Source organism: Indibacter alkaliphilus LW1 (genome assembly GCF_000295935.2).
GTDB classification, from domain to species: Bacteria; Bacteroidota; Bacteroidia; order Cytophagales; family Cyclobacteriaceae; genus Indibacter; species Indibacter alkaliphilus.
Map to the genome: position 1 here is coordinate 1 of NZ_ALWO02000021.1, position 25,263 is coordinate 25,263.

Genomic DNA, 25,263 nt, shown 5'->3' on the forward strand with positions numbered 1-25,263 from the left:
CAAATCGAACCGTATTATCCATCTCTGTCCAAATAGGTGGTCTCAGCGATTAATTTTCCTTCAGCCACTACTTGTGAAGTATGTTCCATTTGAATTCCATTGGCAAATAGCCAAAGTTTCCTAAAGCAGGTGTGGAGGTAGGCTATATGTGTTCCGGTGATGTTCATAAGTTTAGTAGACAAAATCAATAAATTAAAAAGGAATCTTTTTGAGTTGATCAAATAACTCCAGCGACTCTCAATTCACCTTTTAATGCACTTAAGAGACCGTTGGCATAGACTATTCTATTTATCAGCACTTCTGTTTGATTTTGAATGGCTGGTATATCTTTAGCAATCTTTAGTATTGTAGCTACTCTCGCATAGAAATTTCTTCCTCGTTCGTCGAGAAGGAGTTCTTCTACCTTCTGTGCAAGGGTGACTATAGCTTGCTCAGGGTCATGTTCTAAGCAAGGAGTCATTGTTTCGATGATATTCCACCTGTTCGTATGGTGAAGTGCATGTTTATGAGCTTCACCATATTTTCCTTCCATACACAAAGCTGTGATATAGGCAGGGTGATCGTTTTGGAGTGATTTCAAAAAAATCATCCGATCATCCTCTGTCATCAGTTCTTTGATGATTTTGTAATATTTTTTGGAGAAGTTCATCTTAATCAAGTACAGTGTGACCTCTAGGTATAAGTTTGGGTCTTCATTTGGATTGAGAACTTCAAAGTACATTTCAGCACATTCATGACGAAATAATCCATTAATCCATAATTTTTTGGCGATGTCCCTGAACTTGTTGCTGTCAGTAGATTTGTATAGGTCCAAAAGATCTAGTGCCACATGTCCACTCGATTGATAATAATTTAGTGCTGCTTTTTCGTAGCTTTCAATCCCCCCGGTTTTTCTATGTAGTTCGGTGTACAACCATGATAAATGTGTTGCTTTGTTTTTCCCTTCAATGACATCGAGTAGGATACTAGCTTCCGAGCCAGAGTGAATCAGGCTGTATAAACATGCCTCAAAAAATAACAGAAAATGGGAATCTTTAGCATCTAATTCAGTATGCTGATCAAATAGAACAGTTGCTATGGTGAAAAGCTGATCTTCGGGAATTTGAATAGCCTTGAAAATAGGAAGACAGCTTTGCAAATGATTTTCAAATTCTTGGAGCATGGTTTGTAAGGGGTCTGGAACAGAACCATAATCATCCTCGATTTCCGCTTCCAAGCATGCCTTATAGATGCTTATCATATACAAAAATGCCAGATCAAAATGTTTTATGGAACAATATCTTTCGACTTCTGCTATATGAAGACCAATGATTCGGCCGATTTCATCTTCTGCCATGTGTTCCATAGCTTCGTAATCCGGAATATACCCATTGTGACGCGGTAAATAATTGGCCCAATCTGGCTCATTGAACACAATAGTCTCAAGGGCTTCAACAATCAGGTCCTTACTGGCCAATATGAAATCATCTGGATCTGACACCGTCAGCACCAGCTGTTTGTCCTTTGGCTTGAGGTAAAAGTTGATAAATTGCTCTTTAAGCTGTTCATCTTGCTCAAGTATAGTATTGAGAAATGAAAGTTTGAGCTGATCGGAAGCTTGCTGGTAGAATTGGTCAAACATGGGAGGAGAGGGTGGATGAAAAAGCACCTTCTTTTAGATACTTATCAAAGAAGGTGCCTTTAAAAATTAAGCGATTTGATTTTCGTAATCAAAGGCTTCCAATTTCTTTAAAATTGAAGCCTTTGCATCTTCCAAAGCCGTTGCAGATGGATTTGCTCCATTTACATAACTCTCAGCAGGCAGGTAGATGTAAAGCTCGCCAACACGATTATCTAATATAGGTGTAGCTATGGGTCGGCCATTCTCATTAGTTTCCAATTTAGCGCGTATTGCAGCATTCACTTGATTAGCTTTTTCTGAAATAGACACAGCTAAAGTTTCCATAGGTGAATATTTTGTTGCTTGGTTGCTGACAATATGCCATTCTACTAAAGCTTCAGCTAATGCGGGAATGACTTTATCACGTATTTCTTTTGGGGCTATTAAACATGGACCATAAGTATTAACACCTTCAATCCAACCTTCTTCACGAAGTTTCTGCTGACGTTTTGGCTCTACCTCAGGTTGTGTTTCATCAATCGATACAGCAAACAATCTTTCAATATCTATGGCTATATCATAGATAAATAGACCGTAAGCTCGATTTGCTTTCCTTGAATCAATATACTTTGCCTTACGAAGGGTAAGATCATGATTGTCCAAATAGGCAAGCATCTCTTCTTTAGTCATAAGATTACCTTCATGGTCGAGAAGCCTAACACTAGAACCACCATCATCCGTACGGTCAAAAGATATAGCCTTTTCCCTTTCTGTACTGGCTAATAAAGGATGCAAGGGATGCAAAGCGGATATACTTAGAGGACTTCTCCTTTTGATCACACCCAAATACTCATCATCCTCTTTTTTTGTGCCCTTTCCTGTTGCTTTCATCCACCCACCTAACAATTCATCAACATTTCTCGGGTCTAATTGTTGCAAAGCAATATCCTCCACAGGAGATGCCTTTTTCAAATCCTTCTTATCGAGCTTGTACTGAAATTGTACGGGAGCCCTGCTGATCCCCATTTGTCTAACCATTGTATCCAATATTGATCGTTTTACTTGTTGTCCACTTGAATATGGTAACTCACGACCAAATTGTGGTTCACGATAGGTTTTCTGACTATCTGCTACAGCAAATACAGTATGATCAGCTCTTCGCAATCCGCGTATAAAGAGATAATTTCTCATGGTTTTTGATTTTAAGTTGTAAATAATGTTTTACGATTCGTTTGTTTCTTTTCTGATACTATAGGTGTATTCAAACCTCAGTAAGCTTTGAAATAACTGAAACTGATCTGGAGTCATTTTATTTGCAACAGCTTTACTAACATGCTTGAAAATTTCAGGAGGCTGAGGTGTTTCATCCACAATATCAGTCAACCTGTCAATAAAAGGCGAAGGATGTCTCTTTTCCCAAAGGCGTTCAATGTTTTTATTTTTATCTCCGTGGGTAGAGATTTTGTCTGTTCCTCGATTTTTATATTCGAGAAGAGCTTTGGCTAATTTCTCAGCCAATTCATGTATTTCTTCGTTGTTTAGCATAGCGATTATCCATGATTTATAAATGATGAATTGATAGGGATCTTTTTGAAATTCTTTCTGTAGATTGGAAATTGTTGGAGCGTCTCTTCCCAGATGCTTGGAAATATCCTTTGGTGTAAGCGCTCTTAAACCAAGCTTTCCAAATCTTGCAGCAAGTTGCATTGAGTAATGTGCCTTAAAAACCTCCTGCAAGGCCAGACTTTTTATTTCAGTTTCTTGTGCTACAAAATGATCAAAGAGTTGTGAAAATTTCCTGACTTTTGGAAGCTGAACCAGCATATAACCTAAAGTCTTGTTGTAACTTCCAAAACTGTACCCATGTAGAGTTAAGGACTCTTTACCACCATAAGACTTTGCTAGAGTTAATAATTGATCACTCCATTCTGGGCGGTCTAGTTTTACAACACTTTTAGTTGTATTAAGAGCTTTACCAATCTTCTGACTGACGGAATCATATGCTTTCTGGGGATTATTTCTTTGCTCTAACCCATAAAGTAACCATAACCCATTCCAGGTTTCGATTTGTCGCCCCTTGAGATTGGGGGTTTCCTCAATGAGTTTACGATAATAATGCCAGCCGCTGAATATAAAGCGGATTAGCTCTGGATCCGTACTTAAAAAATCGAAACCTCCCCCAAACCCAATTCCTAAGGCTCCACCAAACCAAGAACAAAGAAGTTCTTCTTCTGTAAATCGATTGGGCAAATCAGTAACCTGTCCATAGGTGATTTTTTCTGGTTCACTTGCCATAAAGCCCACGCCAATACTACCTGATACCTTATCTTTACCTGAAGCTACTTCCTGAAGTTGAATCTGAAATTTATTTTTCCGATGCAAGGGGACTTCAATGTTCAATTCTTTTGCTTCAGACACATAAGATCCCTGGAAGAACGCGGAGTTATGTACCTGCATTAGGTGTTTCGTATCAGGAGCATTAAACATCACCGGCCAGAATTCTTCTTCAAAGAAAATGTGTGCATCTATTGACTTCCCTCTGTCCTCGCTAAGGATTTTCAAAAGTAGTTTTCCAATATATATTGTGTTCATAACTTTTTATTTACCAAATATTATCAGGGTCTTTCAAAACTAATCCCAAATTCTGATATAACTCAAGTACCCCTTCATCATGTATGACCAAAGGAGCGTTTCCAACATTCTCTAACCTTGGGTAATGTTGACGATAAGGGCGTAAAGATTTTCCATTTACTGGAATTTCCAACTTTGTTCGCTCTATCCAATTTGCTTCTTCATAGGCTTTCTGATCAGCACCTAGAATACATACATCACTGTCCATTTCAAGAATATCGAGCAATGGTTGACCATGTACATTGGAGAGTTTTTTATACCGAAAATCTTCTTCTCTCCATGCGATGTATGTTTCGATGCCCTGCATATCTACTTCTGGATATACCTGATCAAGCATACATTGTAGTTCAGTAACTTTCAATGACCCACCACTAGGTAGAAGTTCAAAACTTTCAGCAACTATTTTTTTCTTGTAAGGAAGTGTGTTTTCGCTTGGCTCAAGTACATGAACTGGTTTGAGCAGTCGTTTTTCCGCATTAGTTCTTCTTCTATTTACTCTTCCAAAACGTTGAATCAATGCATCAATAGGAGCAGCTTCTGTAATCATACGGTCAAAACTGATGTCCAGACTGACTTCCACTACCTGGGTACTTACCAGAATACACCTATCATCTGAACTTTCCATAGCCATTAATTGAGCTTCGCGATCATTTCGATCTTGCCTCTTGAATCGACTGTGGATTAGCAATTTATTTACGGTAGAAAACTCCTTTTCAACAATCTTATAAGCGTCCTGCGCTCCTTTTACGGTATTGAATACAATTAGAACCTTTTCCTTTTCTTCCATGGACATGGCCTCCTTCAAAACATCAAGCCAATCTTCGTTTGATATTTTATGAACTATATGACGATCATAAGTACTAAGATCCTTGGGGCTAAGGGAAACCTCTGCAACACCACCTCCTCTATTTAGGACTTTCTTTAACTCGTTATAAAGTGCGCTTGGCATAGTTGCGGTTCCAATATGAACCCGACATTCCAATTTCACTAGTCGATCAACCAATGCCATAACTATTGCCTGGGCACCATCTGAATAAGTATGGATTTCATCAAGGATCACGTCCGTACCTCGGACATCCAGAATCTGAGCTTCAAAGCCGAAACTTCCGAAAACGATAGATGCCAGTTGAAAAGGGGTCATGACCTTAGCTCCTGCTCCGCAATGTGGCTGTAATATAGCCGCATATTCATCACCTTGTTCCAAGTCAACCAATTTAGATGAACCATGTTGAATACGAATATCATCTGATGGCATAGCAGCTTTAAGGCGATCATACATTGAATTGATGGAAGCCTGAAAAGGAAGGATGTAAAACAATCTGTTTTTACAACGCCTTAGCAGGTAATCAGTTTTTCCAGCCCCAGTTGGTGCCACTAGTAAAGTATGCTTTTCTGGTATATCTGCTGGTAGAAGAGATAGAGGAAACAATGAGGAAGTTCGCTTAAATGCAGTGGTGTCAGGAGATTTGAATAACGGTAGTTCTTTCTTATTCAGCTTTCCTTCAGTAGCAGAAATAAAATGATCTGCAGCCATTAGAAGGCCTCTCCACTCACTCCAACCAGTATCGGTTTGGTCGCAATAATCTATTACCCATTCCAAAGCATTTTCGGCTTCCTCTCTTGAAACTTTTTTTGTGGCAATACCCAACTTAGCCAATACTTCCAGTGCTGCCGGACTCCATTCCTCCCATTCACCTAGGTGTAATTCTGTGAGTGCTTCATCTAAATTGCTGTCAAGTGTGAGAATTCCACGATCTGCGTCAATTGACTTATGGTGTCCCACAATCATTTCTGTTAAAGGGGGCCATAAATCCTTAATGAAAAGTGGCAAAAACAACAATGAACTGATTTCATGCCGGAAAGGTGGACGACTACCAAACCTACGTTGCTGAGTAGGTGTTGGCAATTGATCTCCAAGTGTTACATTTTGAAAATAAGGGTGAGCTTTACCTAGATCATGCAATAATCCTCCAGTCTTAGCTATTTCCTTATCCAATCCAAATGTTTCAGCAAAAGCAAAAGCAGTATCACCTACTGCACGAAGATGATCTTCCAGCGGGATTGCACCATAGTGAACTGATTTAGCAAACAGCTTAGGTTTCATGAGGCAGGTTCTTTAATATAGAGTTGTCCGTAAGTCATGGGTGCACCTTCCTCATACCGATCGCGTCCTGCTGGGATATCGTTGGGATCATCAGAAGGTAGAAGTTCAAAACCAGGCAGATTATTAAAATCATTTTCTAAAATTTCTTCAACACCAAATTCATAATTAGGCAGAAGGACATCCTCATTTCTACATAAGCAAAGATGTTGCTCGATGGCATTCTCGGCATCCTCCAGACTGGTGAAAGCCAAGAACAACTCAGGATTTAAAAGAACACCTCTAGTTAGAATACCATTATTGAGTGATTTTACACCAGCCTTTTTACTCACTTTCCGCAAGGGAGCCCAAGTTTGCTCTTGTTGTTCTGAGATTACATCAAATTGTAACCGATATCGCTTTATTCGATTTACTTCCCCTAAACCAAACAGTTTTTGACTTATCCCCTTTACAGTAGATGGAGAAAGAAATGTTTGCGAATAAGTCAGTTCATCCCTCACTGCCGTCCAAGGTTTAATAAAACCAAAGGGGCCAGAATATTTTATTACATAATATGTCATATCTATTATTTTAAAGAGCCAAATCCAATTCCAGTACTATTCCCAATACCCACGTTCCAAGCAAATTTGAGCTGTTCTTCACTGCCCTCGATAATTACAGGACACATACTCGCTCTGCATTTGATGCCATTGTAATTGATCATCTTGGTACTTGGTTTTTGATATGTGGAGTCAAAATAGACCTTTACACCCTTTGGGTCGAGACCTGCATTTTCGAGTTTCTCTTGGAGGGTTTGAGTCATGTAAAGGCCTGAGTCAGCATCAGAAAATGTATAATGATGCACTCTTTCTTCTAATTTCCTTTTGATGAAAATGGGACTGTTTAAGAAAAACCGTTGAATGGGCTCAACTCTAGGATCCTCCATAATCGATACTTCTCTGACACTCATTCCAAAATTCAATTCAGGGTCGTTTTGTATTCCTTTGATAAGTGTTTTAATCAAAGCAGTATCGTAAGAACTGATTTGCCAATAGGCACCATTTTTAAAATCAAAACCTTTTTTATCAATTCTACCACCCATCAGCCATGATAAAGAATATAGAGAAATAGCATCGTGAACATGATTTTCTCCAAGCCATTTATGAAATGTGCCAACAAGACTTCTTTGATAATCAAAAGGAACTAATTCAGTATTTTGGCTAAGTTTAATGTGTATTCGCATAATTTTCCAATTAGTACTGTAATTTAAAATTTTTATTTTTAAATTTGAAATGAAATCAATTGGAATTTAAAAATTAGTACTGTAATTTGAACTTAATCGACCCTGATTTCTCCCGGGGATTACCCCGGGTTCTTTTATTTCAAAGAATTGAATATGATGAAAGAAGAATACCACTATCCTCTCCCAAGAGATGAAGTTAAATCCATTCAACAGGCCATTAAGAAAATCAGGTTTGATAAGGAAGAACATCTTTATGTTTTTAAAAATAACAAACAGATTCTTCGATTTAAGGGCACTGACAAGCATGTAAATATTCCCATGGGATATTTGTTTCAGTTGGCTGATAGTGTAGTTGTTCATAACCACCCGATGAATACTTCTTTTTCCTTTGAAGATATTCAAATGGCAGTTTTTCATAATATTTCCAAGCTTGTTGTAACTACACCAGATTTTATATTTGAAGTTCAAAGACCAGGTCTTACTTGGGGGTTTTCTTTTGAAGATGATCAAATTTTGAATCTTTTTAATGTATGTCAGTCTCATGCGCGGACAGAATTGGAGAAGTTGAAAGCTCAAAATCAAATTACTTATACAGAATTGGAATTGAAGTTTTTTCATTATATTTGGGTATTGTTTTTCAATTCCTTTGATATCAATTATGTCCAAAAAACACATTCCTAATAGCTTTGACGATAGAAATCTTCCAAAAGGAGAAATCTCACTTGAGAGGTCATTGGAAATAGATCGTCTTATGAAAAGCAGGATTGAAAAACTTAAAATCGACATCCAAGAAAAGGCTGATCGTATTTTTAAGAAGAAAATTTCGAATGATTGTTGATTGTAATGTGAAGTTCTTTTCATTTTTTTTTTTTTCCTTACCTTGAAGAATTAACTTTTCACCCCCACACAGCCAAAGCCCTGACTGCCTAAATGTCCAAATCCTGCGTGGTAGCCGATCTCATGCAGCTCAACAGGAGCTTTTAACTCAAATTCAAAGCTGTAGCCTATAAGTTGGGTTTCTTTTTCGGTCAGTTGTTTGATTTTGACCCCATTCTTGAAAACCCTGCCAATAGGAGTAAATTCAAAGTCAGGGATTGGGTTTCCGATAGGGGATTCATCCCATTGATTGGCCAATTCATAAGCTTTGGATTTTGAAAGCAGGTTTTGCATTAAAAGAATTCCATAGTCACTGTTTTCCGGATGGAGGTAATCTTCTCCGCCACCAGACCTTTTTCTGCGGAGGAACACAGGTGAAAGACATCTGTACCTCATATTTTCCTTAAACAAAGGAGGCTGTACTGCCTCGATGGAACTTACCTGGTAAAATGCCCTGCTGATTTTGTCACCTAATACAAATTCCTGATCTAAAAACAGCCCCTTTATGAATTCTTCAGCGGCTTTGTCAACCAGGAAACTGATCTCAAAGAAGGCAGCATTTCCTTGGTGATGGATACGTCCTGCATCTTTGATTACCTTAAACTGCTCGAAAAATATCCTTGAGAAAGTGAAAAGTCTAAACTTTTTGCCATAAGCCAAATACCCCTCCTCATGCAAAAACTTACTGAACTCACTATCTGCCCGATCAATGGTCTTATATATAGCAGCAGAAAGTTCATACTGATAATTGATCGGTAAGAAACTCTCTTTACCTGTTTTGTTGATATAAATCCGGAATCGCATAGGCTTACATTTTTTGTTCAAGCTAGTCGCTAAGATTTTATTTATCAAAAGTTTGACATGTATTGTCTGTCTTTAATTTCTTTACAAAAAAGGCAGGTTGTAAGATTTAAAATAAATGAATAGTAGTCAATCCCCTGTACAGGGTAATTTTACCATAAACTGACTTAAAATCGTTATAATATTTGTCGTTTTAGGATAAAAATCGAATAATTGAGAGTCTTTTGTTAGAAACACAATTAAAAAATATCAGGATCCTTTCACGGTAAATCCAAAAATCCAAACCCTCAACTTTACTCTTAACTGTAAATTGAAACTTTGGAGGGCGGGAACGAATTCCGACCGGGCCGGCGGTTGGTTTGTGGGTTGATAGGATTCGGAATTCTTGATCTTTTTGTTACTTTTTGCATCAAGGCAAAAAGTATAAGATCAATCTCCTACCATTCCCCCCCCCCTCCCATAAAACACCCTGTACAAGGTAATTTTACCAGTCCTTTCAATAAAAAGAACTCCCCGGAAGGAGTTCTTTATGGGTAATTCAAACTACTGCAACTATCAATTTTAGGTGGGTTACTCTACTTTCTTATTCCAAATTCATCCTCACGATTTTACAGGGACCAACCATTCCCTACTAAAAATAAATTATGTCTACCAAAAATCAAGGTTACTAACGGCTTTTTTAATTCAATCCGCATTAATGATTTTAGGTTATTAAAAGATGAAATAGGATTTGAGATTATCAGTGGTGCATACTTGTTGCCAAATATGGTGTGTTTCTATTTGCCGATTACAAAAGTGTCTGTTAAGTCTAGTACCCATCCAAAAGTCCCAGTATCCACAACCTTGATGAAGCTTTGGGGTAGGGGAGATAGGGAGGAGCTTACAGTATTAGTCAAATTGTGGATAGTCTAAGCTACAGAATACTATAATTAATTCTAAATCAATAAACTAATCACGAAATTCGGGTAAGTTAATGCTCCGATGAATTATTAAATACAGATAAGTTTATAAATTTCAGGTAACCTGTGACTGAAATAAGGGGGCAGGTTATCCATCATAAGTACCAAATTACCTTTTTCAATTTGCAAAATGTTGGTATATACTTCGTTTTGATTTGAATTATCCACAAGTAAAACATTATCAAAAAAATTATAATGTATATTTAAATTTTTGTAGCCAGCTTTCCATTTCAACTCAATGGTTTTATTATCCACAAAATGTCCTTTAAATTCTGTACGGACTTGAATTCTATGTTTAGCGATATTTTGGTTAGCCAAGCAGAAAAAAATTAAATTCAGTTGATAGCCGTACTCTTTAAATTTCTGAGGCCAAAAAATGGGGTATGAATCAAAATTAGTCTCGTAGCAAAAGTCTGCTCTTTTGGAAATTGATTCTTCAATCAACTTTTCAAACTCCTTTGTGGTCTGGTCTTTTGCAAATTTTTCTCTCAATTCACTGTCTGGAAGGCTGTTGTAATGCTCCTGAAAAATCCTATCATAATCAAATGAGATTAACCCCTCAGGTAAGAATGATGTTGCAAAGGTTGATTTACCAGCACCATTGCATCCTGCTATTACTGTCAAATCAGGCATTTGTCTTTAAAGCTGTAATAAGCTCCTGACTTAGTTTGCCCTCTTTTTTCCGAATTTGGAATAACTCTTCTCTTGGAATTACTTGACTATTTAGAATATTCCTTGCCTTACTCATTTGTTGAGCAACTTTGATACCCGTGATTAATTTTTCTTTACACATACTTCAAATTAACAAATATCCATTCAAATTTATTCACTAAAACCATACCATTCAAGAACTCTGAATTTTAATTCAGTAAAGATAAGTGATTTGCTTAACAAGGAGGCGTGCCTCTTAGGGATTATAGGTGGTAGATTCTTAATTAACTAAATTGGCGCAGTTCTATTTGCGGATTATATGCAGGGGATTTCATCTATATAAATCAAAAAAACGCCAGCAAATTAAAATACTGGTAAATATTGGGAATAATGAAAGATAGCAAATATGGATTTTCGGAAAGCTTGTGTTTAAATGTTTGACATTTCAATTCCTCAAAAAGTTAATTTCCACATTGTATATTAGGGAGCATCACCTGTCCCGAATCCGGGATTTGCCCTTTAATTCCGGAATGTTTTTCAGAAGTTAACATGGCATAAAGTGCCGGATTCAACGGCTATTCCGGATGATATTGACCCCCTAAAATAGGAGGGGAGATATTCCGGATCTTCTGGCACTCTTTAGGGACTTATCAAATCCAGAAAAAGATAAAAATCCAATATGTCCTGGAAAGTCTAAGTCGGATCAAGTAAGCTTAGCACTCGAGAAAACCAGTCCTACAGTAGATGAACTTCCGTGCAACGAATCGCCTGAAGCCCTCTTTTCGCTATTGTAGATTTAATAGAAACCTTTAAAGGTTACTTGGAATTTAAGACTGTACCTCGATTGTGCAGGCGGCAATTTATTTTTCAGACTGATAAACTATTAAAATAATCATTTAAATTATGTGGGTCTTTCCATTCTAAAAACTCATGCCTCTTTTTTAATTCATCAAATGCACAAACTATAGTTTTATAACAATAGAATAAAACCTCTTCTAATTGGGCTATTTCAATTTTTCTTGTTTCTTCCTGATTTTCCATGTAAAATGTGAGGTTCGAAAAGTGAATGTACTGTGATAAAAACTTCCACAATATAAATGCATGTACATTAGCTTGGCCTATTTCTGTTTCAGGAAGGTTATCAACTAACTGCTGCACAGTTTTAAATTTTTTAAACTTAAATTCTGATTTTTCCTGAAAAAAAATATCATTGTTAGGGTTTTGTAGAAATTCTTCTTTCAATTCATCTTCTCTGGATTGTGTTTGTAGTTGATTATTTTCTCCACCAAAAAATTTATAATTTATCTTTCTCGACTCTTCTAAAGTTTTAAATCTTTGTCTATGAGCAGAAGCAGCAATTTTAACTATTTCTTCTTCTTCAAAATTATTTTGTAATAAATGCAGGATATGAATAAAATCGTCAAGCAAGCACCTAAGCAAGATGAATACAGATGTGTGTAAATTATGATTGTTTTTTGATAGAATTTGATTGATATCGTAGTTTATAACTGCTGACCTTGATAGAATTCCCAATAGATATGAATCCTTAAAGTCTGGTTTGATTTTTTTATTTAATGATTCAAGAATGAGATTTGAGGTTTCAGCTACTTGTAAAGCTAATTTTGTAATATCTTCTTTTGTTTTCATGTTACTTCCTTGTTTGTCTTTTTATGCTGCTGCACAACGTTTTGCTTTCCTTTATAAAAGAAAGCATCTAATTAAGGTTGCTTTCCGTTATAATAGTATGATCCAAGACTAAGTCTTGAACCAAAGGGGCGGCTCAAAACAACCGCTTCCTAAAATCCACCAATCAACCTACTATTCCACCTAACGAACCCTTCACCTTGCGGATGTCAGTCAACAGCCACTAGCAAAAAGCCCTGATAGATTTTTTCTCCTATCAGGGCTTTTTTTCGAGGGCTTTTCTCTAGTGGGCTAAATGTTAGCATTAGTATTTAAATTTTGAGCCAATCTCTGACTAACCGATCTTTGAACAATAGCTTGAACAGTTGGATTCATATTTTTCATAGGAAACGCTGCTTGAAACTGAAAAAGACCAAGTTCTGAAATTAGTTTTCCGATCAATTCGTCAGCAAACGATGAAGCAATTATTCCTACTCCTTCGAAATCAATTATGACTGGCTTTTTTGCCGACTTATATATATTTATTAGTTCGTTTTTAATCCTAAATCCTGACTGTCTAGTTCCAGTGCCTGAGGATTGCTCAATTATTTTATATACGATTCGATCAAAATCATCCTCCAAGTTTTCAATAAACATGTCTATCGGCTCATAACCTCCAAGTGCCTCTTTCATAGAAATTGGGTTGGAAAGTTTTATATCGAAATTAATTGCTGTGGATTGTTTATGTTGATTTAACATTATAATATTTTGATATGATTCCGTTTCCTTTTTTCGATTTATAAAGTTTAATCCTCCTTTACCTGATATAATTTGTAATGCTCCATCATTTAAATTAATAATATTATAAAGTCCCCACATACCATTCCCTTGACCTATTTTTTTATCCCTAGTTACACCCTCTTGAACAGATAATGAAATCGCATCACTTGCATTTCGAGGTCGATATGCGGTGTTTCTTAGTGACTGAAATATCCCCTGACCATAATCAAAAATTGAAACTTTGAGTATTTGACTATCCTTTAAAACTTGTCCCATTATAAAGCCTGTATCTTCTGTAGAGTGCTGGATGACATTATCCATTATTTCATTTAAACCCCATTCACAAGCTTGCAAAATTCCATCTTCAACGGTTGTACTTTTCCTAATACTTGCCAAAAAGCCATTTACTAAAGAGTGTACATCGTCAGAGGAATGGAATAACCAAACTCTATCTAAAAAATTTGTTCCAATACCTGTTGTTGTTTTGGTTATATCATCAGGACTTAAAAAGTGAATTTTTCTTAAATACGTTGGTACATTAATAAACTCAAAATCTACTCCCAGTTTTTCTTTAAAATAGTGAATATATCCAGCTACAGGAACAGCAGGATACGGAAAAACTTTTTCAACTCCTGCTAAATCAATAACTATTTTTTTATGTCCAAATTTAAAATGGAGTCTTTTCAATCCATTAATCACTTCTGGTATTAATCTTTTATTTGTTAAATTATATGGTCTAAGTACGTTGTCATAGACAGCGCAATTATGATTTTTAAAATATGTTGTAGGTCTATATCTCATTTTAATATTAATGCTAACAGTTCTCTTTGCGAAGTTTATTGCGTTTGGTATGCCATATGGAACTAATAGCGCAATAAGTTGCGGATATTTCCTAATTAATTATCCCCAAACCTACTCATTCCAACGCTCCCAAAAAATACCCTGTACAGGGTAATTTCATCAAAAACCGACTCAAAATCGTTATAATATTTGTCGTTTTAGGATAAATGTTGAATAATTGAGAGTTTCTTATTTGTAGCACAATCAAAAAATATCCGGACCTTTGCAAAGTGGACCTTAAGATCCAAACCCTCAACTTTACTCTTAACTGTAAATTGAAAATTTGGAGGGCGGGATGAATTTCGACCGGGCCAGCGCAGGCCTTGAGCGTGGATAGAGCCTGTCCTGATTTTCTCGGGAATTCGAAATTCTTGATTTTTTGGCTACTTTTTGCATCAAGGCAAAAAGTAAAAAGCATTTTACTTAATTGAAAAATTAGATTCAAAGAATAGCTAATTGGTTTTTAATTTAAAATAGAAAACAGAACTTTTACCAGTTTTATCAAACCTTTCTATTTCCCCTTTTCTATATAGTCTATTAAGCTCTCTAGAAAGATCTTTACTATTTAACGTTTTGTCAGGGAAAGCTTTAATTATTTCGGAAACGCGCATGCCAGACTTCATTCCAGGTAATTTTAAAACTTTGGTTTTAATGAAGCTAGGTAAAAAATTTTTATCATATAGATAATTTGGTGAGTTTATATTATTTGAAAAAAAGTTCTCTAAATGGCTTAGTTCCTCACCTAATGAAATTTCCTTTTCATTTATGAGATCATCAATTTTCACATTGTAAATAGTTGCCAGATCAAATAGGGTACTTGAATTAGGAACCACACTATTGTTTAACTTTTCTAGTTGCCTAAGGTGGTCATCTGAAAAACCACTAAGTACATGTAAGCCTAATATTGATAAATTTGCTTGCTCTCTCAATGATTTTAGATTTTTGGCAAGTTGCTTTAAATCAATTGTTTTTCTATCTATTAAACCCATTTGACAAAGTCAATAATAATTTTGTCATCATTTTTTGGGTTTTTGTTTTGCTTGTGGTTACAAATTGCTATATTAGCAATGTCAATTAAGAAAATAATTGATTATTAGGCATCTAACCTAGTCCAGTTGCAGAAACGTAGGAAATTTCTTGAAACAATGGACATAGAGTAGAAGCCCATCCGCTATATTTACAATATAGAGGTGGGCTATCTCTTTGTAATTTTGTTTCAAGAGACTCTTTGGAGTTAAGGCTTCCTACGTGCCGTGCAACAAATTATAAGAGATATGTTCACCTCTCTACTTTTTGAGAGGACTCTTTAATGGACTTTTTATATGATAAACCATGAAAGCGAGCATTTCACACATCGATCTTTTTGCGCGAGCAGCGCACTCCCTGGCAAGCAGGGTGGAGGGTACCGCTTGCACTTCCCCTTATCAGATCGGTAGAATCATCTCTCTCAAAGAGATCCAACGTAACATCATCAAATCCCCGGTTTGACAAACCGATTTTCCTACCAGGTGGGCATACGAAACCTCCAAACGCCAAAGACATTCTTTTAGGCCGACCTGAGAATAAGACGCAAGACATAAGATGCGAGACACAAGACAGGTTTGAGATGCTGTAGTCTATATTCTAGATCATAGACAATGGCGCTTAGACCATTATGGATTGGCCTGTTGTAGGGGCTTTCCATTGTCTACTCTCCTAAAAGTAGGTCAAAAGCCTGCTTAATGGACTCTTCTTGTCTCTCGATTCTCGTGTCTAAGAGGGTCATGGTACTTGGTACTTTGTACTTCGTACAATCTATCCCTCGTCTACAAAACTCTATTTCAAACATATCTAAAATTTTATCAAATGAAGCAATACCTAAAATTATGCTACCTGGCATTCCTATGCCTATACCGAAGCAAATCATACGGCATCCGCAAGGGAGTTGTGGCTCACCCCAAAGGGAAAAGGGCAGGGGAGGACTCCCCGCCCTCTCCCGTACGGAGGGCTTTTTCCCCGATCCGGTTGATCAAAAAGACCCTCTACAATGTGTTCTACCCTCCGGAATCCTGTCCTGCCTATGTCCGCCTCCGAGCGGTGACTTCCCTGGGGGCCAAGTACCCCAGAAGTCTAATTGCAGTACTCTGGCTGGCTTCTCTGGCAGTAACTGTGCGGGGTACCTATGAGAGAAATGTAGGGACCGTCATTCTGAACGTAGTGAAGAATCTCCCACTCTTAAGGGAAGGAGATCCTTCACCTCCGCAAGCTCCGGATCAGGATGACGTACACCGACGGTCATTTCCACGCTGTAAAAGCCAGATTATAAACACTGCCATTGACAGAATTGTAGGGACCGTCACTCTGAGTGAAGCGAAGAGTCTCCTTCCTTTGGGAGTAGGTAGATCCCCCGCAATTCTGCGGGACAGGCTTTCACCTCCGCAAGCTCCGGATCAGGATGACGTACACCCACGGTCATTTCATTTCCCTAAATGTCAAATTTTAAATACTGCCATTGACTTGATCAGGGAAAGATTACTCATCATCTCCCTCCGCTCAGCCAAGGTCCGCATCAAGGGGCTGGCTTATAGAAACCACTCCCTCAAAGACGGCAGCAGGCATGTCTGCGTGCCTTCTTATATCAAGCCGAAGAGGCTGCTCGGGATGGGTTTGATTCTTTCTTTGTTTTGTTTTCCCAGCCCTGCACAGGATGATAAGGGAAATAGAACCCAAGCTCCCTTGGTAATATATGGGGAGATACTTGCCAAAGTTTCTTCCGATACGCTGGAGCTTGCCATCTATGAAGATTATATGGGTAGCCTGGTCAAGAAACCTGCACCCACCATATATCAGATACCGGTCTCTTCAGGGGATGGATACTATGGACTGCCCGGAAACATCACCTTCAGCCACACTACCAAAGACATCAAAGGGTATGCTTTTGGCCGGCTAACTTCCAAAGCTCATGGGACATTGTTTTCAGACTTTATCATCACTCCAGGAGATACAGTTGGATTTTTCATGGATACCTTCCGGAACAGACTTGTGTTTTTGGGTCCAAATGCCGATAAATACAAAATCCAGAAGGAACTGGATGAAGCCAAGCTCGTCGATCTTGCTGAGAGCCCCGCAAACTTAGTGGTAGAAGACATGGAGGCGTTTCTGGAGGCAGGGACAGATTCCAGGGAGCCTGAATATGGGGTCAGAAGCTTTGTTCCCTATCCAAAGGAAAAAAGGCTGGATCACTACAGGGAAACACTTGAAAAGGAAATAGAAGGACATGCATATTTTGATATTATCGAGAGTTATAAAGGGGTTCTGGACAGTGAGTTCCTGGAACTTTTGGAGATCAACCAGCTTGGCAAACTGCTCTTTCCCAAGACATTTAATTTCAATATCAACCGGAAAGATGACAGGGATGCCTGGTCAGAGGTTTTTTTAAAGGCCCTGCCTTCTCTTCCCGGTATTGATTACGATCAGGAGCTTATTTTGAGCGCACCTTTCTATACAGACTACCTACTTGAAAAATACCTGGCAGGATCTTATTCCAAAAGGACCCGGGCATTTGATGAAGTACTGGCCATCGAAAACAGTTACTTACGGGACAGGATGATTTCAAAATTTATCATGAGGTTTTATCCTGTGATCGTCAAAAAGGAAGAGTACTTGGAAACCGCATTTTCTGTGATGGAAGACAGTACTTCCATTGAATTGCTGAGAAACTTTGTAGAAGGAAAAACAAAAGGAAATGAAGTCCCGGGATATAAACTCACAGCTGAAGATGGGAGAGAGGTTGGACTGGATGACTTTAGAGGGAAAGTGGTGTTTGTGGATTTTTGGTTTACCGGATGCCATGCCTGTGTGCTCTACAACGGGAATGTGCTGACTCCTGTAGAACATCATTTTGAAGACAGCGAAGAAGTGGTTTTTCTGGGAGTATCCGTGGATACTGACCGTGAAAAATGGCTTAAAAGTATAGAAGGAGGGAAGTATGCCCCTCAGGGAACCACCCATCTGTATACAGGGGGTATGGGTTCGGACCATCCCTTGGTCAAGTATTTTTCCTTTCAGGGATTCCCCAGCCAGGTACTTCTCAACAGGGAAGGTAAAATTGTTGAAACTACAGGCCTGAGAAAGGATCATGAAGCTGTAATCCAGCTTATTTCTGATACAATTAACCAAACACCATAAACAAATACCTATGAAAAAAGTGCTCTACTTAGCAGTATTGCTGCTGGTATGGGGGATTTCCCATGCCCAGCAATCAGAACCGAATGTCAGGGGAAGTATCATACTTTCAACTGATGAATTGCCGGCTATCGGTGCTTCCATTGTGGTAAAAGGAACCAACCTGGGAACCATCACGGATATGGAAGGAAATTTCACCTTAAGACTGGAAGAGGGAAATTATGTACTGTTGGTCTCCTCCATAGGATTCACTTCTCAGGAAATTGAAATCAGGGTACCTTCTACGGCTGCAGAGAATCTGGAAATCAGACTATCTGAAGACGCTTTGGGCCTGACAGAAGTGGAAGTGTTTTCTACGGGATATCAGGATATCCCCAAAGAAAGGGCTACAGGTTCTTTTGTACAGGTGGACAATGAACTGGTAAACAGAAGAATCAGTACCAATATTCTTGACAGGCTCGAAGATGTGACCCCAGGCCTGATCTTCAACAGGGATGTGCCGGGAAGGGAAAATGATTTTTCCATCAGGGGAACATCAACCCTGTTTTCGGATGCCAGGCCTCTGGTTGTCATAGATAATTTTCCCTATGACGGTCCATTGGAAAACATCAACCCCAATGATGTGGAAAGTATCACTGTACTTAGGGATGCTGCATCGGCTTCCATCTGGGGAGCCCAGGCAGGCAATGGAGTAGTGGTGATCACTACCAAAAAAGGCAAAAAAGGAATGGGCCCAAAAGTGAGTATCAATGCAAATACCACTGTGATTGAACCCAGAGATCTTTTCTATGAAGATTTTATGTCTATAGGCTCATTTATAGATGCAGAGCGCATGTTGTTTGAAAGAGGCCAGTTTACAGACCGGGAAAACAATGCGGGCAACCTCACACTTTCTCCGGTTGTGGAAACCCTGATCAAGGAAAGGGATGGGCTGATCAGTTCAGCAGAAGCAGAAAACATAATAGGCCGATATAGAAACTCAGACATCAGGAGGGATCTGGAAAGGTACATTTATAGGCCTCAGGTAAGACAGCAGTACAGCCTGGGAGTAAGAGGAGGATCAGAAAACCATGATTACAGTGTTTCTGCAGGGTTTGATGGAAACAGACAGGAAATTGTCACCCGTTCAGACAGCAGGTTTACCCTTGGTGCCCAGAACAATTTCAGTCTTGCACAAAACAGGCTCAAAATCAGTTCCGGGATTTACATCACCCAAAGTTCAAGGATTTCAGAGACAGGAGTTCCTACCTCCCTTTATATGTATGAACCATTAAGGGATGAGCAAGGAAATAACCTGGCTACGATCAGAGGAATCAACAGGAGATTTGCCGAGAGCGCAATGGATAACGGGTTTTTGGACTGGAGCTTTGTACCCCTTGATGAAATCGGAAGGACAAGAGATCATTTCAGGCAGAATGATTTCAGGCTGAATACGGGTTTGTCTTACAGGATTTTTGAAGGAATGGAAGCGGAGCTGATGCACCAGTATTGGTCAAATACCTCAGGCAGCGAACAGCTCAGAAGGGAGGACAGTTTTTTTGCACGTGACCTTGTCAATGACTTTACCACCTTTGCAGCCAATGGCAATCCGGTAAGAAATATTCCTATAGGTGGTGTAAGGGACTACACTGATATTAATGCAGAAAGTCACCATTTCAGGGCCCAACTGAAGTACAATGGGAAATTGGGAGAAAAAGGTTTCCTGAGTGCCATCGCTGGAGCTGAGGTCAAAGATTTAAGAACTGTTGGCAATACCAACCGCTGGTATGGATATGATTCCGAAACAGGAGCCAGTCTCCCGGTGGATTACCTTCCGTTTTTCCAAAGGTCTTCCAGTCTCTCGTTTTCCAGCATTCCAAGGCTTCAGGGAGTAACCGGGACAGTGAACCGCTTTGTGTCAGGATATGCCAATTTTGGCTATACCTATGACAACAGGTTCGTGCTGAGCCTCAGTGCGAGGCAGGACGGATCCAATATTTTTGGTGTCAATGCCAACCAAAGGCTGGTGCCGCTATGGTCTGCCGGGCTCAACTGGAATATCAGTGAGGAAAGTTTTTATAACTGGGAGGCAGTTCCATTTCTGAGGCTGAGGAGTACCTATGGTTACAACGGTAATGTCAATTCTTCCTTGAGTGCATTTCCTACCGCATTTATCAGACAGGCATCCAATATAGGTAACCTCCCATATCTTGCTTTGAACAATCCCGGTAACCCTGATCTGAGATGGGAAAGAATTGGGATAGTTAACCTTGCCATGGACTTCGAAACCAAAGGGGGAAGGTTGATGGGTAATGTGGAATATTATTCAAAGAACGGTATTGACCTGATAGGTACCATCCCTTTTCCCAGTAATACGGGATTTACTTCTTTTACCGGGAATTTCTCAAGTATGGTCACCCGGGGATGGGATATCAATCTCACATCTGTGAATATTGACAGGAGAAGGCAGTTTGGCTGGAATACCAATTTCTTTCTTTCTATAAACAAGGAAGAGGTGACTGATTTTGAAGGTATTACTTCTGCGCGTTCTTACTTTGACTATGGCTCGGGAGGTCCTGTAGATCCCACTCCAAGAGAAGGTTTTCCTTTACACGCAGTCTATACAGTTCCCTATGCAGGTCTGGATCCTGATACAGGAAACCCGCGTGGGTTTTTGAACGGAGAGCCCAGTACCAATGCCGGTGCCGTGATCAGCAGCACGGAAATAGATGACCTGATTTTCCAGGGTTATGGCAGGCCTACGGTATTCGGAGCCCTTAGGAATGATTTTACTTGGAAGAACTTCTCACTTTCGGCCAATATCAGTTACAGGATGGGCTATGTTTTCAGAAGACCTACTTTGAGTTATTTCAACCTGCTCAATGGCTGGATAACCCATTCTGATTATGAAAGGAGATGGCAGAACCCCGGAGATGAATTGGTGACGGATGTACCGTCCCTTCCCACAGCATATGACGATAACAGTGCCAGGCTTTTTCAGAATTCAGATGCACTTATAGAAAAAGGGGATCATATCAGACTTCAGGATATCAGGATAGCCTATACCCTTCAATCACCTTCAAAACTAAAACTGGACAGGTTGGAAGTTTTTGTTTACCTGAACAACCTTGGGATTCTCTGGAAGGCCACCGACCTGCCTATAGATCCTGACTTCAGGACGGTCAGACCTATGAGGTCATTTACCTTGGGAGTGAATGTAAACCTATAATGAAATTCCGGTGGGGGTAGGAAGCTGATTGAAAACCGGCCTTTGATTTCTCATAAGGTAAATGTTGATAATGAACCCAAATGTAGCTTTCGGATACACATAAGGTGACGGAACTGCCTGGCCGGATACCAATTGGCGTCAGATCTCTGCCGGATATTTTAATGAAATACCAAACAATAAAACAGGAATAAAATGAAAACATATTGGAAAAAAAGCTTGCCGATGATTTGCCTGATCTGGCTCATAGCGGGATGTACGGAGTTTTTGGATGAAAAACCTGACATCAGCATGGTTGTTCCCCGCTCCCTTGATGAACTCCAGGGCTTGCTGGATGATTCAGTTTTGAGAAGGATGAATACAGGTCCAAGTGGGGCCATCATCAGTGCAGATGACATAAGGCTTAGTGAAAATGGATTTGCTATCAGAACAATATTGGACAGGCAAATGTATACCTGGGACAAAGAGCTTATGGTAGGGGTGCCCAATTTTTCAGATTGGTCCATTACCTACCAACAGGTATTCAATGCAAACCTTGTTTTGGACAGGATCGAAAGTATAGAGCCGAAAACTTCACAGGAGTCAATTCAGAAGCAGGAGATTATAGGAAGGGCCTTGTTTTACAGGTCTTTTGCTTTTCATCACCTGATGGAGATCTTTTGTCTACCCTATAACCCATCTACTGCATCGGCAAATCTGGGTCTTCCATTAAGAAAAAGCAGTAATATCAACATTCAGGTTCAAAGATCAAGTCTTGAAGAGACTTTTCAGTTGATAATGGATGACCTTAGGGAAGCCCTGGAGCTCTTACCCGATAGAATCGATGTGATTACAAGACCCTCCAAAGTTTCAGCAAATGCACTGCTGGCCCGGTTGAGCATGATAGCAGGAGACTTTGATGCTGCGGTAACTTATGCTTCCAATGCCATTGCCCTTGGCAACGGATTGATGGACTACTCCCAAATCAATTCTAACCTGATCATACCCATACCATTCACCTCAAATACAGAGCTGATATTTCACCAGTCAGCAGGTACAGGTTCCCTTTCATTTTCTCCCGAAACTTTGGTAAGTGATGAGGTTTTCGATCTTTATGGTGAAGGTGACCTGAGAAAAGAGGTGTTTTTCAGAGCAGTACCTTCAGGCTTTAATTTTAATGGAAACTACTCAGGTCAAACGAGCTGGTTTACAGGTTTGGCCATGGATGAAGTATACCTGAATTTAGCTGAAAGTCTGGCCCGTCTTGGAAGGGGAGAGGAGGCTGTGGATTACCTCAATGAGCTGCTTGAGAAAAGGTTTGATCCGGAATATTTCGTTCCAGTAGGGTTTTCCGATGACCTTGAAATACTTGAAAGGGTAATAGTTGAAAGAAGGAAAACCTTGTGCTTTAGGCCAACCCGGTGGATGGATCTGAGAAGGTACAACCAAGAGCCTTCCAGGGCCAAAACATTGGTCAGGGAAGCTGGAGGGCAGGTATACAGATTGGAGCCGAATAGTGTAAACTATGCTTTGCCCATACCGGAAAATGACATAGAACTGGGTGGGCTGGAACAAAATAAAAGGGAATAAGATGAATGAAAGGGCGGGGCTAAGTGGCCCCACCTTTTCTTCCTGTTTAATCCTCGATAGGAGTTAATGATAAAGGCATAAACTCCCCGTTTTCAACGATTGGGGCTCCTTGATTTGGAGCAGATCTTGTACAAACTTCCTCTTCAACAAGGTTACATTCGTACTCGACTCCTTCTGTGGCGCCTGTGGCATCATACCACTGTCCACCAAACAAGCCATATTTTGGCTGGAAGGAATCTACAGGCTGGGTAAATGCAAATGCAAATACCGCAGCTAACGAGAATACTCCTGCGCGTAGCAGGATTTTTAATTTAGTATTCATAACTTTATATGATTTTGTGAAAGAAATCCCGGCTGTTCTGATCTGAGATCTTTAGACCTATTGACCTTTGGAGAGGGATGGCCGGTTTCTTACCCCTGCAGTTGAAAGCCTGTCACCTGGTGAGCTTACTTTCTGTTGTTTTCTGACTGTTTTTTGTTTACCTCCTTTCCTTTTTTTATGACAAATTGTTCAAAATATGAACCGACGAAATGTTAATGGTTATAATGTTAAATGTTAAGGCGTGACGGATTCCTAACTATTCACTTTTCACTAATTACTACTCACTCTCTTCCTATTTTCATCTCACTATTTCTCTTCCTTGTTTTTGGCGATAAGCTGAATTCACCATTGAACTACCTGCGGCCAAAAACAAATCCAACTTCTCGATTTGGATCCTCGGGTTGAAACCCGAGGCTATTATACCTGCGCCCTTATAGGGCTAATGATGACCATGGGCTGTGGCGCAAAACGGTAAAAATGTAGTAAGAGAATTTTGCACCATACCCATGGCTACCAAATCACCATACCCCAATCACTTGAATTAGAGAACCGAGCCTTCAAATCAGCCTAACCAATATTTCTACTTTATTTCTATCGTATTTCAACATATATCTTTTCAAATCTCAGTTTTCCCGTTTCATTCTTTATCTATTCTCTAATCACTATTTTCTATTCACTTTTAGCCCTATCACCGCTATCCCCAAAAACACAAGGTTAAACACCAAATGCTCTCCCCAATCCAAACTGTTGATCACCCCGCCGCAGCTACAGGGGGTTCTGCCAAAGATGCCTGTCATCACTATGCCTATATATATGCTGAAGGCAGCCAGCAGGATAATGGAAACCAGAAAGCCTGTTTTCCTCAAAGGATTGCTGATTAGCATTACGGAGGTGACAAGTTCTATAGGTGGTAATCCATAAAGAATTGCCGTAGCCATCCAATCCGGAAAAACCTGGTTGTACAATCCCCCTTTGGTACCCTGCCAGTCATAGACTTTGCTGATCGCCGTATAGGCAAAAAGCAAGCAGAGTAGGAGGGCGCAGGCTTCTGATATATAAGGCTTTATCCTGTATGGTTTGGCTTCCTTTGACATGTTTAAATTTCGGAAATATTTAACTTTTCCCATGTCCAAAACTGCACATTTTCACTTTTGAGCCTTATTTTGATTGTTTTTGAACATGTTTTAACATAGTTAGCACTAATTAATACTTTTTATTAGGTGAATAATACAATTTATAAATAGATTTATTTTTCAACTAAAGTGCATGATTAATTTTGATTCGGTGATTTGATTTTGTTTTACTTTTAACACAACCTAATTGATGAAAAGAGATGAATTGGTAATTCGATTAAAAAGTGAGCTTGACCCCTTTGATCAGCTTGGCATGAAGAATTTTGAAAAAGCCATGACATACTTCGAATTCATAGAATATAAAAAAGGTATGTATCTGAAGTTCGCTGGTCAAGTAGATATGTATTTTCGATATATCTTAGAAGGCATAGCTGTGTATTCCCATCTTTCTGAGAAAGGGATTTCTACCAGCAAGTATATTTTTCTTCCCAAATCTACGGCCTATGATCCAGAATCCTATTTGAGTGAAAAGCCAAGTGATTTTATGATAGTGGCAAGGACTGAGATGCAAATCTGTAGGCTAAGAAAATCTTTCGAAAAGGAATTGATCAAAAGTATTCCCGGATTTTATCCTATTCTGATAAATATGATCAGGAGTTTTCAAAGGGACCTTTTGCGTTGGCAAATGGAAATTATGGAATTGAACAGCCATCAGAAATACGAAGCCCTTTTAGGCCTTTATCCCAACATTGGCAATATATTGATGAGCAAAGATATTACAGGCGTGTTGAGGATTTCCAGGTCTACATTAAGTACCATCAAGAGAACAGCATCCGAAAATTGAAC

The 25,263-nt window shown here is 39.2% G+C and carries 21 protein-coding genes; 6 read left to right on the forward strand and 15 right to left on the reverse strand.

What is annotated here, in order from left to right; genetic code table 11:
- Positions 1-14 precede the first annotated feature (14 nt).
- The 7 genes from A33Q_RS21755 to cas6 (A33Q_RS04030) form a co-directional block, all read right to left on the reverse strand.
- Complete coding sequence (locus tag A33Q_RS21755; protein WP_235062772.1) at positions 15-182, reverse strand: Dna2/Cas4 domain-containing protein; 168 nt, start codon at positions 180-182, stop codon at positions 15-17.
- Between the two features lie 35 nt (positions 183-217).
- Complete coding sequence (locus A33Q_RS04005; RefSeq protein WP_009035934.1) at positions 218-1,621, reverse strand: hypothetical protein; 1,404 nt, start codon at positions 1,619-1,621, stop codon at positions 218-220.
- A gap of 66 nt (positions 1,622-1,687) precedes the next feature.
- Positions 1,688-2,791 carry a hypothetical protein gene (locus A33Q_RS04010; RefSeq protein WP_009035933.1) on the reverse strand — a complete coding sequence of 368 codons (1,104 nt, stop codon included), beginning with the start codon at positions 2,789-2,791 and terminating at the stop codon, positions 1,688-1,690.
- Positions 2,792-2,821: 30 nt separating this feature from the next.
- Positions 2,822-4,192, reverse strand: coding sequence for a hypothetical protein (locus tag A33Q_RS04015; protein ID WP_009035932.1), 1,371 nt, complete (start codon positions 4,190-4,192; stop codon positions 2,822-2,824).
- 10 nt (positions 4,193-4,202) lie between these two features.
- Complete coding sequence (locus A33Q_RS04020; RefSeq protein ID WP_009035931.1) at positions 4,203-6,335, reverse strand: CRISPR-associated helicase/endonuclease Cas3; 2,133 nt, start codon at positions 6,333-6,335, stop codon at positions 4,203-4,205.
- The gene (locus A33Q_RS04025; RefSeq protein WP_009035930.1) at positions 6,332-6,892 is read right to left on the reverse strand and encodes a hypothetical protein; all 561 of its coding nucleotides are present in this window, start codon (positions 6,890-6,892) and stop codon (positions 6,332-6,334) included. Before A33Q_RS04025 ends, A33Q_RS04020 begins: the two co-directional genes overlap by 4 nt.
- Positions 6,893-6,897: 5 nt before the next feature.
- Positions 6,898-7,554, reverse strand: coding sequence for a CRISPR-associated endoribonuclease Cas6 (cas6, locus tag A33Q_RS04030; protein ID WP_009035929.1), 657 nt, complete (start codon positions 7,552-7,554; stop codon positions 6,898-6,900).
- 153 nt (positions 7,555-7,707) lie between these two features.
- Between cas6 (A33Q_RS04030) and A33Q_RS04035 the strand changes: the two genes are divergently transcribed.
- Positions 7,708-8,235: a hypothetical protein gene (locus tag A33Q_RS04035; protein WP_152527375.1), complete on the forward strand. Its 528-nt coding sequence runs from the start codon at positions 7,708-7,710 to the stop codon at positions 8,233-8,235.
- A gap of 207 nt (positions 8,236-8,442) precedes the next feature.
- Here the strand turns inward: A33Q_RS04035 and cas6 (A33Q_RS04045) are convergent, their stop codons facing one another.
- The 6 genes from cas6 (A33Q_RS04045) to A33Q_RS04070 all read right to left on the reverse strand — a co-directional run bounded on the left by cas6 (A33Q_RS04045) (position 8,443) and on the right by A33Q_RS04070 (position 15,073).
- A complete protein-coding gene (gene cas6 / locus A33Q_RS04045; protein ID WP_009035927.1) occupies positions 8,443-9,234 on the reverse strand; it encodes a CRISPR-associated endoribonuclease Cas6 in 792 nt (263 codons plus the stop codon).
- 986 nt (positions 9,235-10,220) lie between these two features.
- Complete coding sequence (locus A33Q_RS04050) at positions 10,221-10,823, reverse strand: zeta toxin family protein (protein ID WP_009035926.1); 603 nt, start codon at positions 10,821-10,823, stop codon at positions 10,221-10,223.
- Positions 10,816-10,983: a hypothetical protein gene (locus tag A33Q_RS22085; protein WP_016254637.1), complete on the reverse strand. Its 168-nt coding sequence runs from the start codon at positions 10,981-10,983 to the stop codon at positions 10,816-10,818. Before A33Q_RS22085 ends, A33Q_RS04050 begins: the two co-directional genes overlap by 8 nt.
- A gap of 725 nt (positions 10,984-11,708) precedes the next feature.
- Positions 11,709-12,488 (reverse strand): DUF5677 domain-containing protein, encoded by a 780-nt coding sequence (locus tag A33Q_RS04055; protein ID WP_009035925.1) that lies wholly within the window; start codon positions 12,486-12,488, stop codon positions 11,709-11,711.
- A gap of 288 nt (positions 12,489-12,776) precedes the next feature.
- Positions 12,777-14,045 carry an STAS-like domain-containing protein gene (locus tag A33Q_RS04060; RefSeq protein WP_009035924.1) on the reverse strand — a complete coding sequence of 423 codons (1,269 nt, stop codon included), beginning with the start codon at positions 14,043-14,045 and terminating at the stop codon, positions 12,777-12,779.
- 491 nt (positions 14,046-14,536) lie between these two features.
- A complete protein-coding gene (locus tag A33Q_RS04070) occupies positions 14,537-15,073 on the reverse strand; it encodes a helix-turn-helix domain-containing protein (RefSeq protein WP_009035922.1) in 537 nt (178 codons plus the stop codon).
- Positions 15,074-15,416: 343 nt separating this feature from the next.
- Between A33Q_RS04070 and A33Q_RS22090 the strand changes: the two genes are divergently transcribed.
- From A33Q_RS22090 to A33Q_RS04090, 4 genes are all read left to right on the forward strand, one after another.
- Positions 15,417-15,572, forward strand: coding sequence for a hypothetical protein (locus A33Q_RS22090; RefSeq protein WP_160169333.1), 156 nt, complete (start codon positions 15,417-15,419; stop codon positions 15,570-15,572).
- Positions 15,573-15,929: 357 nt separating this feature from the next.
- Complete coding sequence (locus A33Q_RS04080; RefSeq protein WP_040489870.1) at positions 15,930-18,251, forward strand: TlpA family protein disulfide reductase; 2,322 nt, start codon at positions 15,930-15,932, stop codon at positions 18,249-18,251.
- 10 nt (positions 18,252-18,261) lie between these two features.
- Positions 18,262-21,456, forward strand: a complete 3,195-nt coding sequence (locus A33Q_RS04085; protein ID WP_009035919.1) for a SusC/RagA family TonB-linked outer membrane protein — start codon at positions 18,262-18,264, stop codon at positions 21,454-21,456.
- Between the two features lie 192 nt (positions 21,457-21,648).
- On the forward strand, positions 21,649-23,022 hold the full coding sequence (locus tag A33Q_RS04090; RefSeq protein ID WP_009035918.1) for a RagB/SusD family nutrient uptake outer membrane protein: 1,374 nt from the start codon (positions 21,649-21,651) through the stop codon (positions 23,020-23,022).
- A 46-nt stretch (positions 23,023-23,068) separates the two neighbouring features.
- On the opposite strand, the gene A33Q_RS04095 is transcribed toward A33Q_RS04090, so the two are convergent.
- Positions 23,069-23,344 carry a DUF6520 family protein gene (locus A33Q_RS04095; protein ID WP_009035917.1) on the reverse strand — a complete coding sequence of 92 codons (276 nt, stop codon included), beginning with the start codon at positions 23,342-23,344 and terminating at the stop codon, positions 23,069-23,071.
- 662 nt (positions 23,345-24,006) lie between these two features.
- Positions 24,007-24,438 (reverse strand): MauE/DoxX family redox-associated membrane protein, encoded by a 432-nt coding sequence (locus tag A33Q_RS04100; protein ID WP_009035916.1) that lies wholly within the window; start codon positions 24,436-24,438, stop codon positions 24,007-24,009.
- Positions 24,439-24,667: 229 nt separating this feature from the next.
- Here A33Q_RS04100 and A33Q_RS04105 point away from each other — a divergent pair, with 229 nt between their 5' ends.
- Positions 24,668-25,261, forward strand: coding sequence for a Crp/Fnr family transcriptional regulator (locus A33Q_RS04105; protein WP_009035915.1), 594 nt, complete (start codon positions 24,668-24,670; stop codon positions 25,259-25,261).
- Positions 25,262-25,263: the final 2 nt, after the last annotated feature.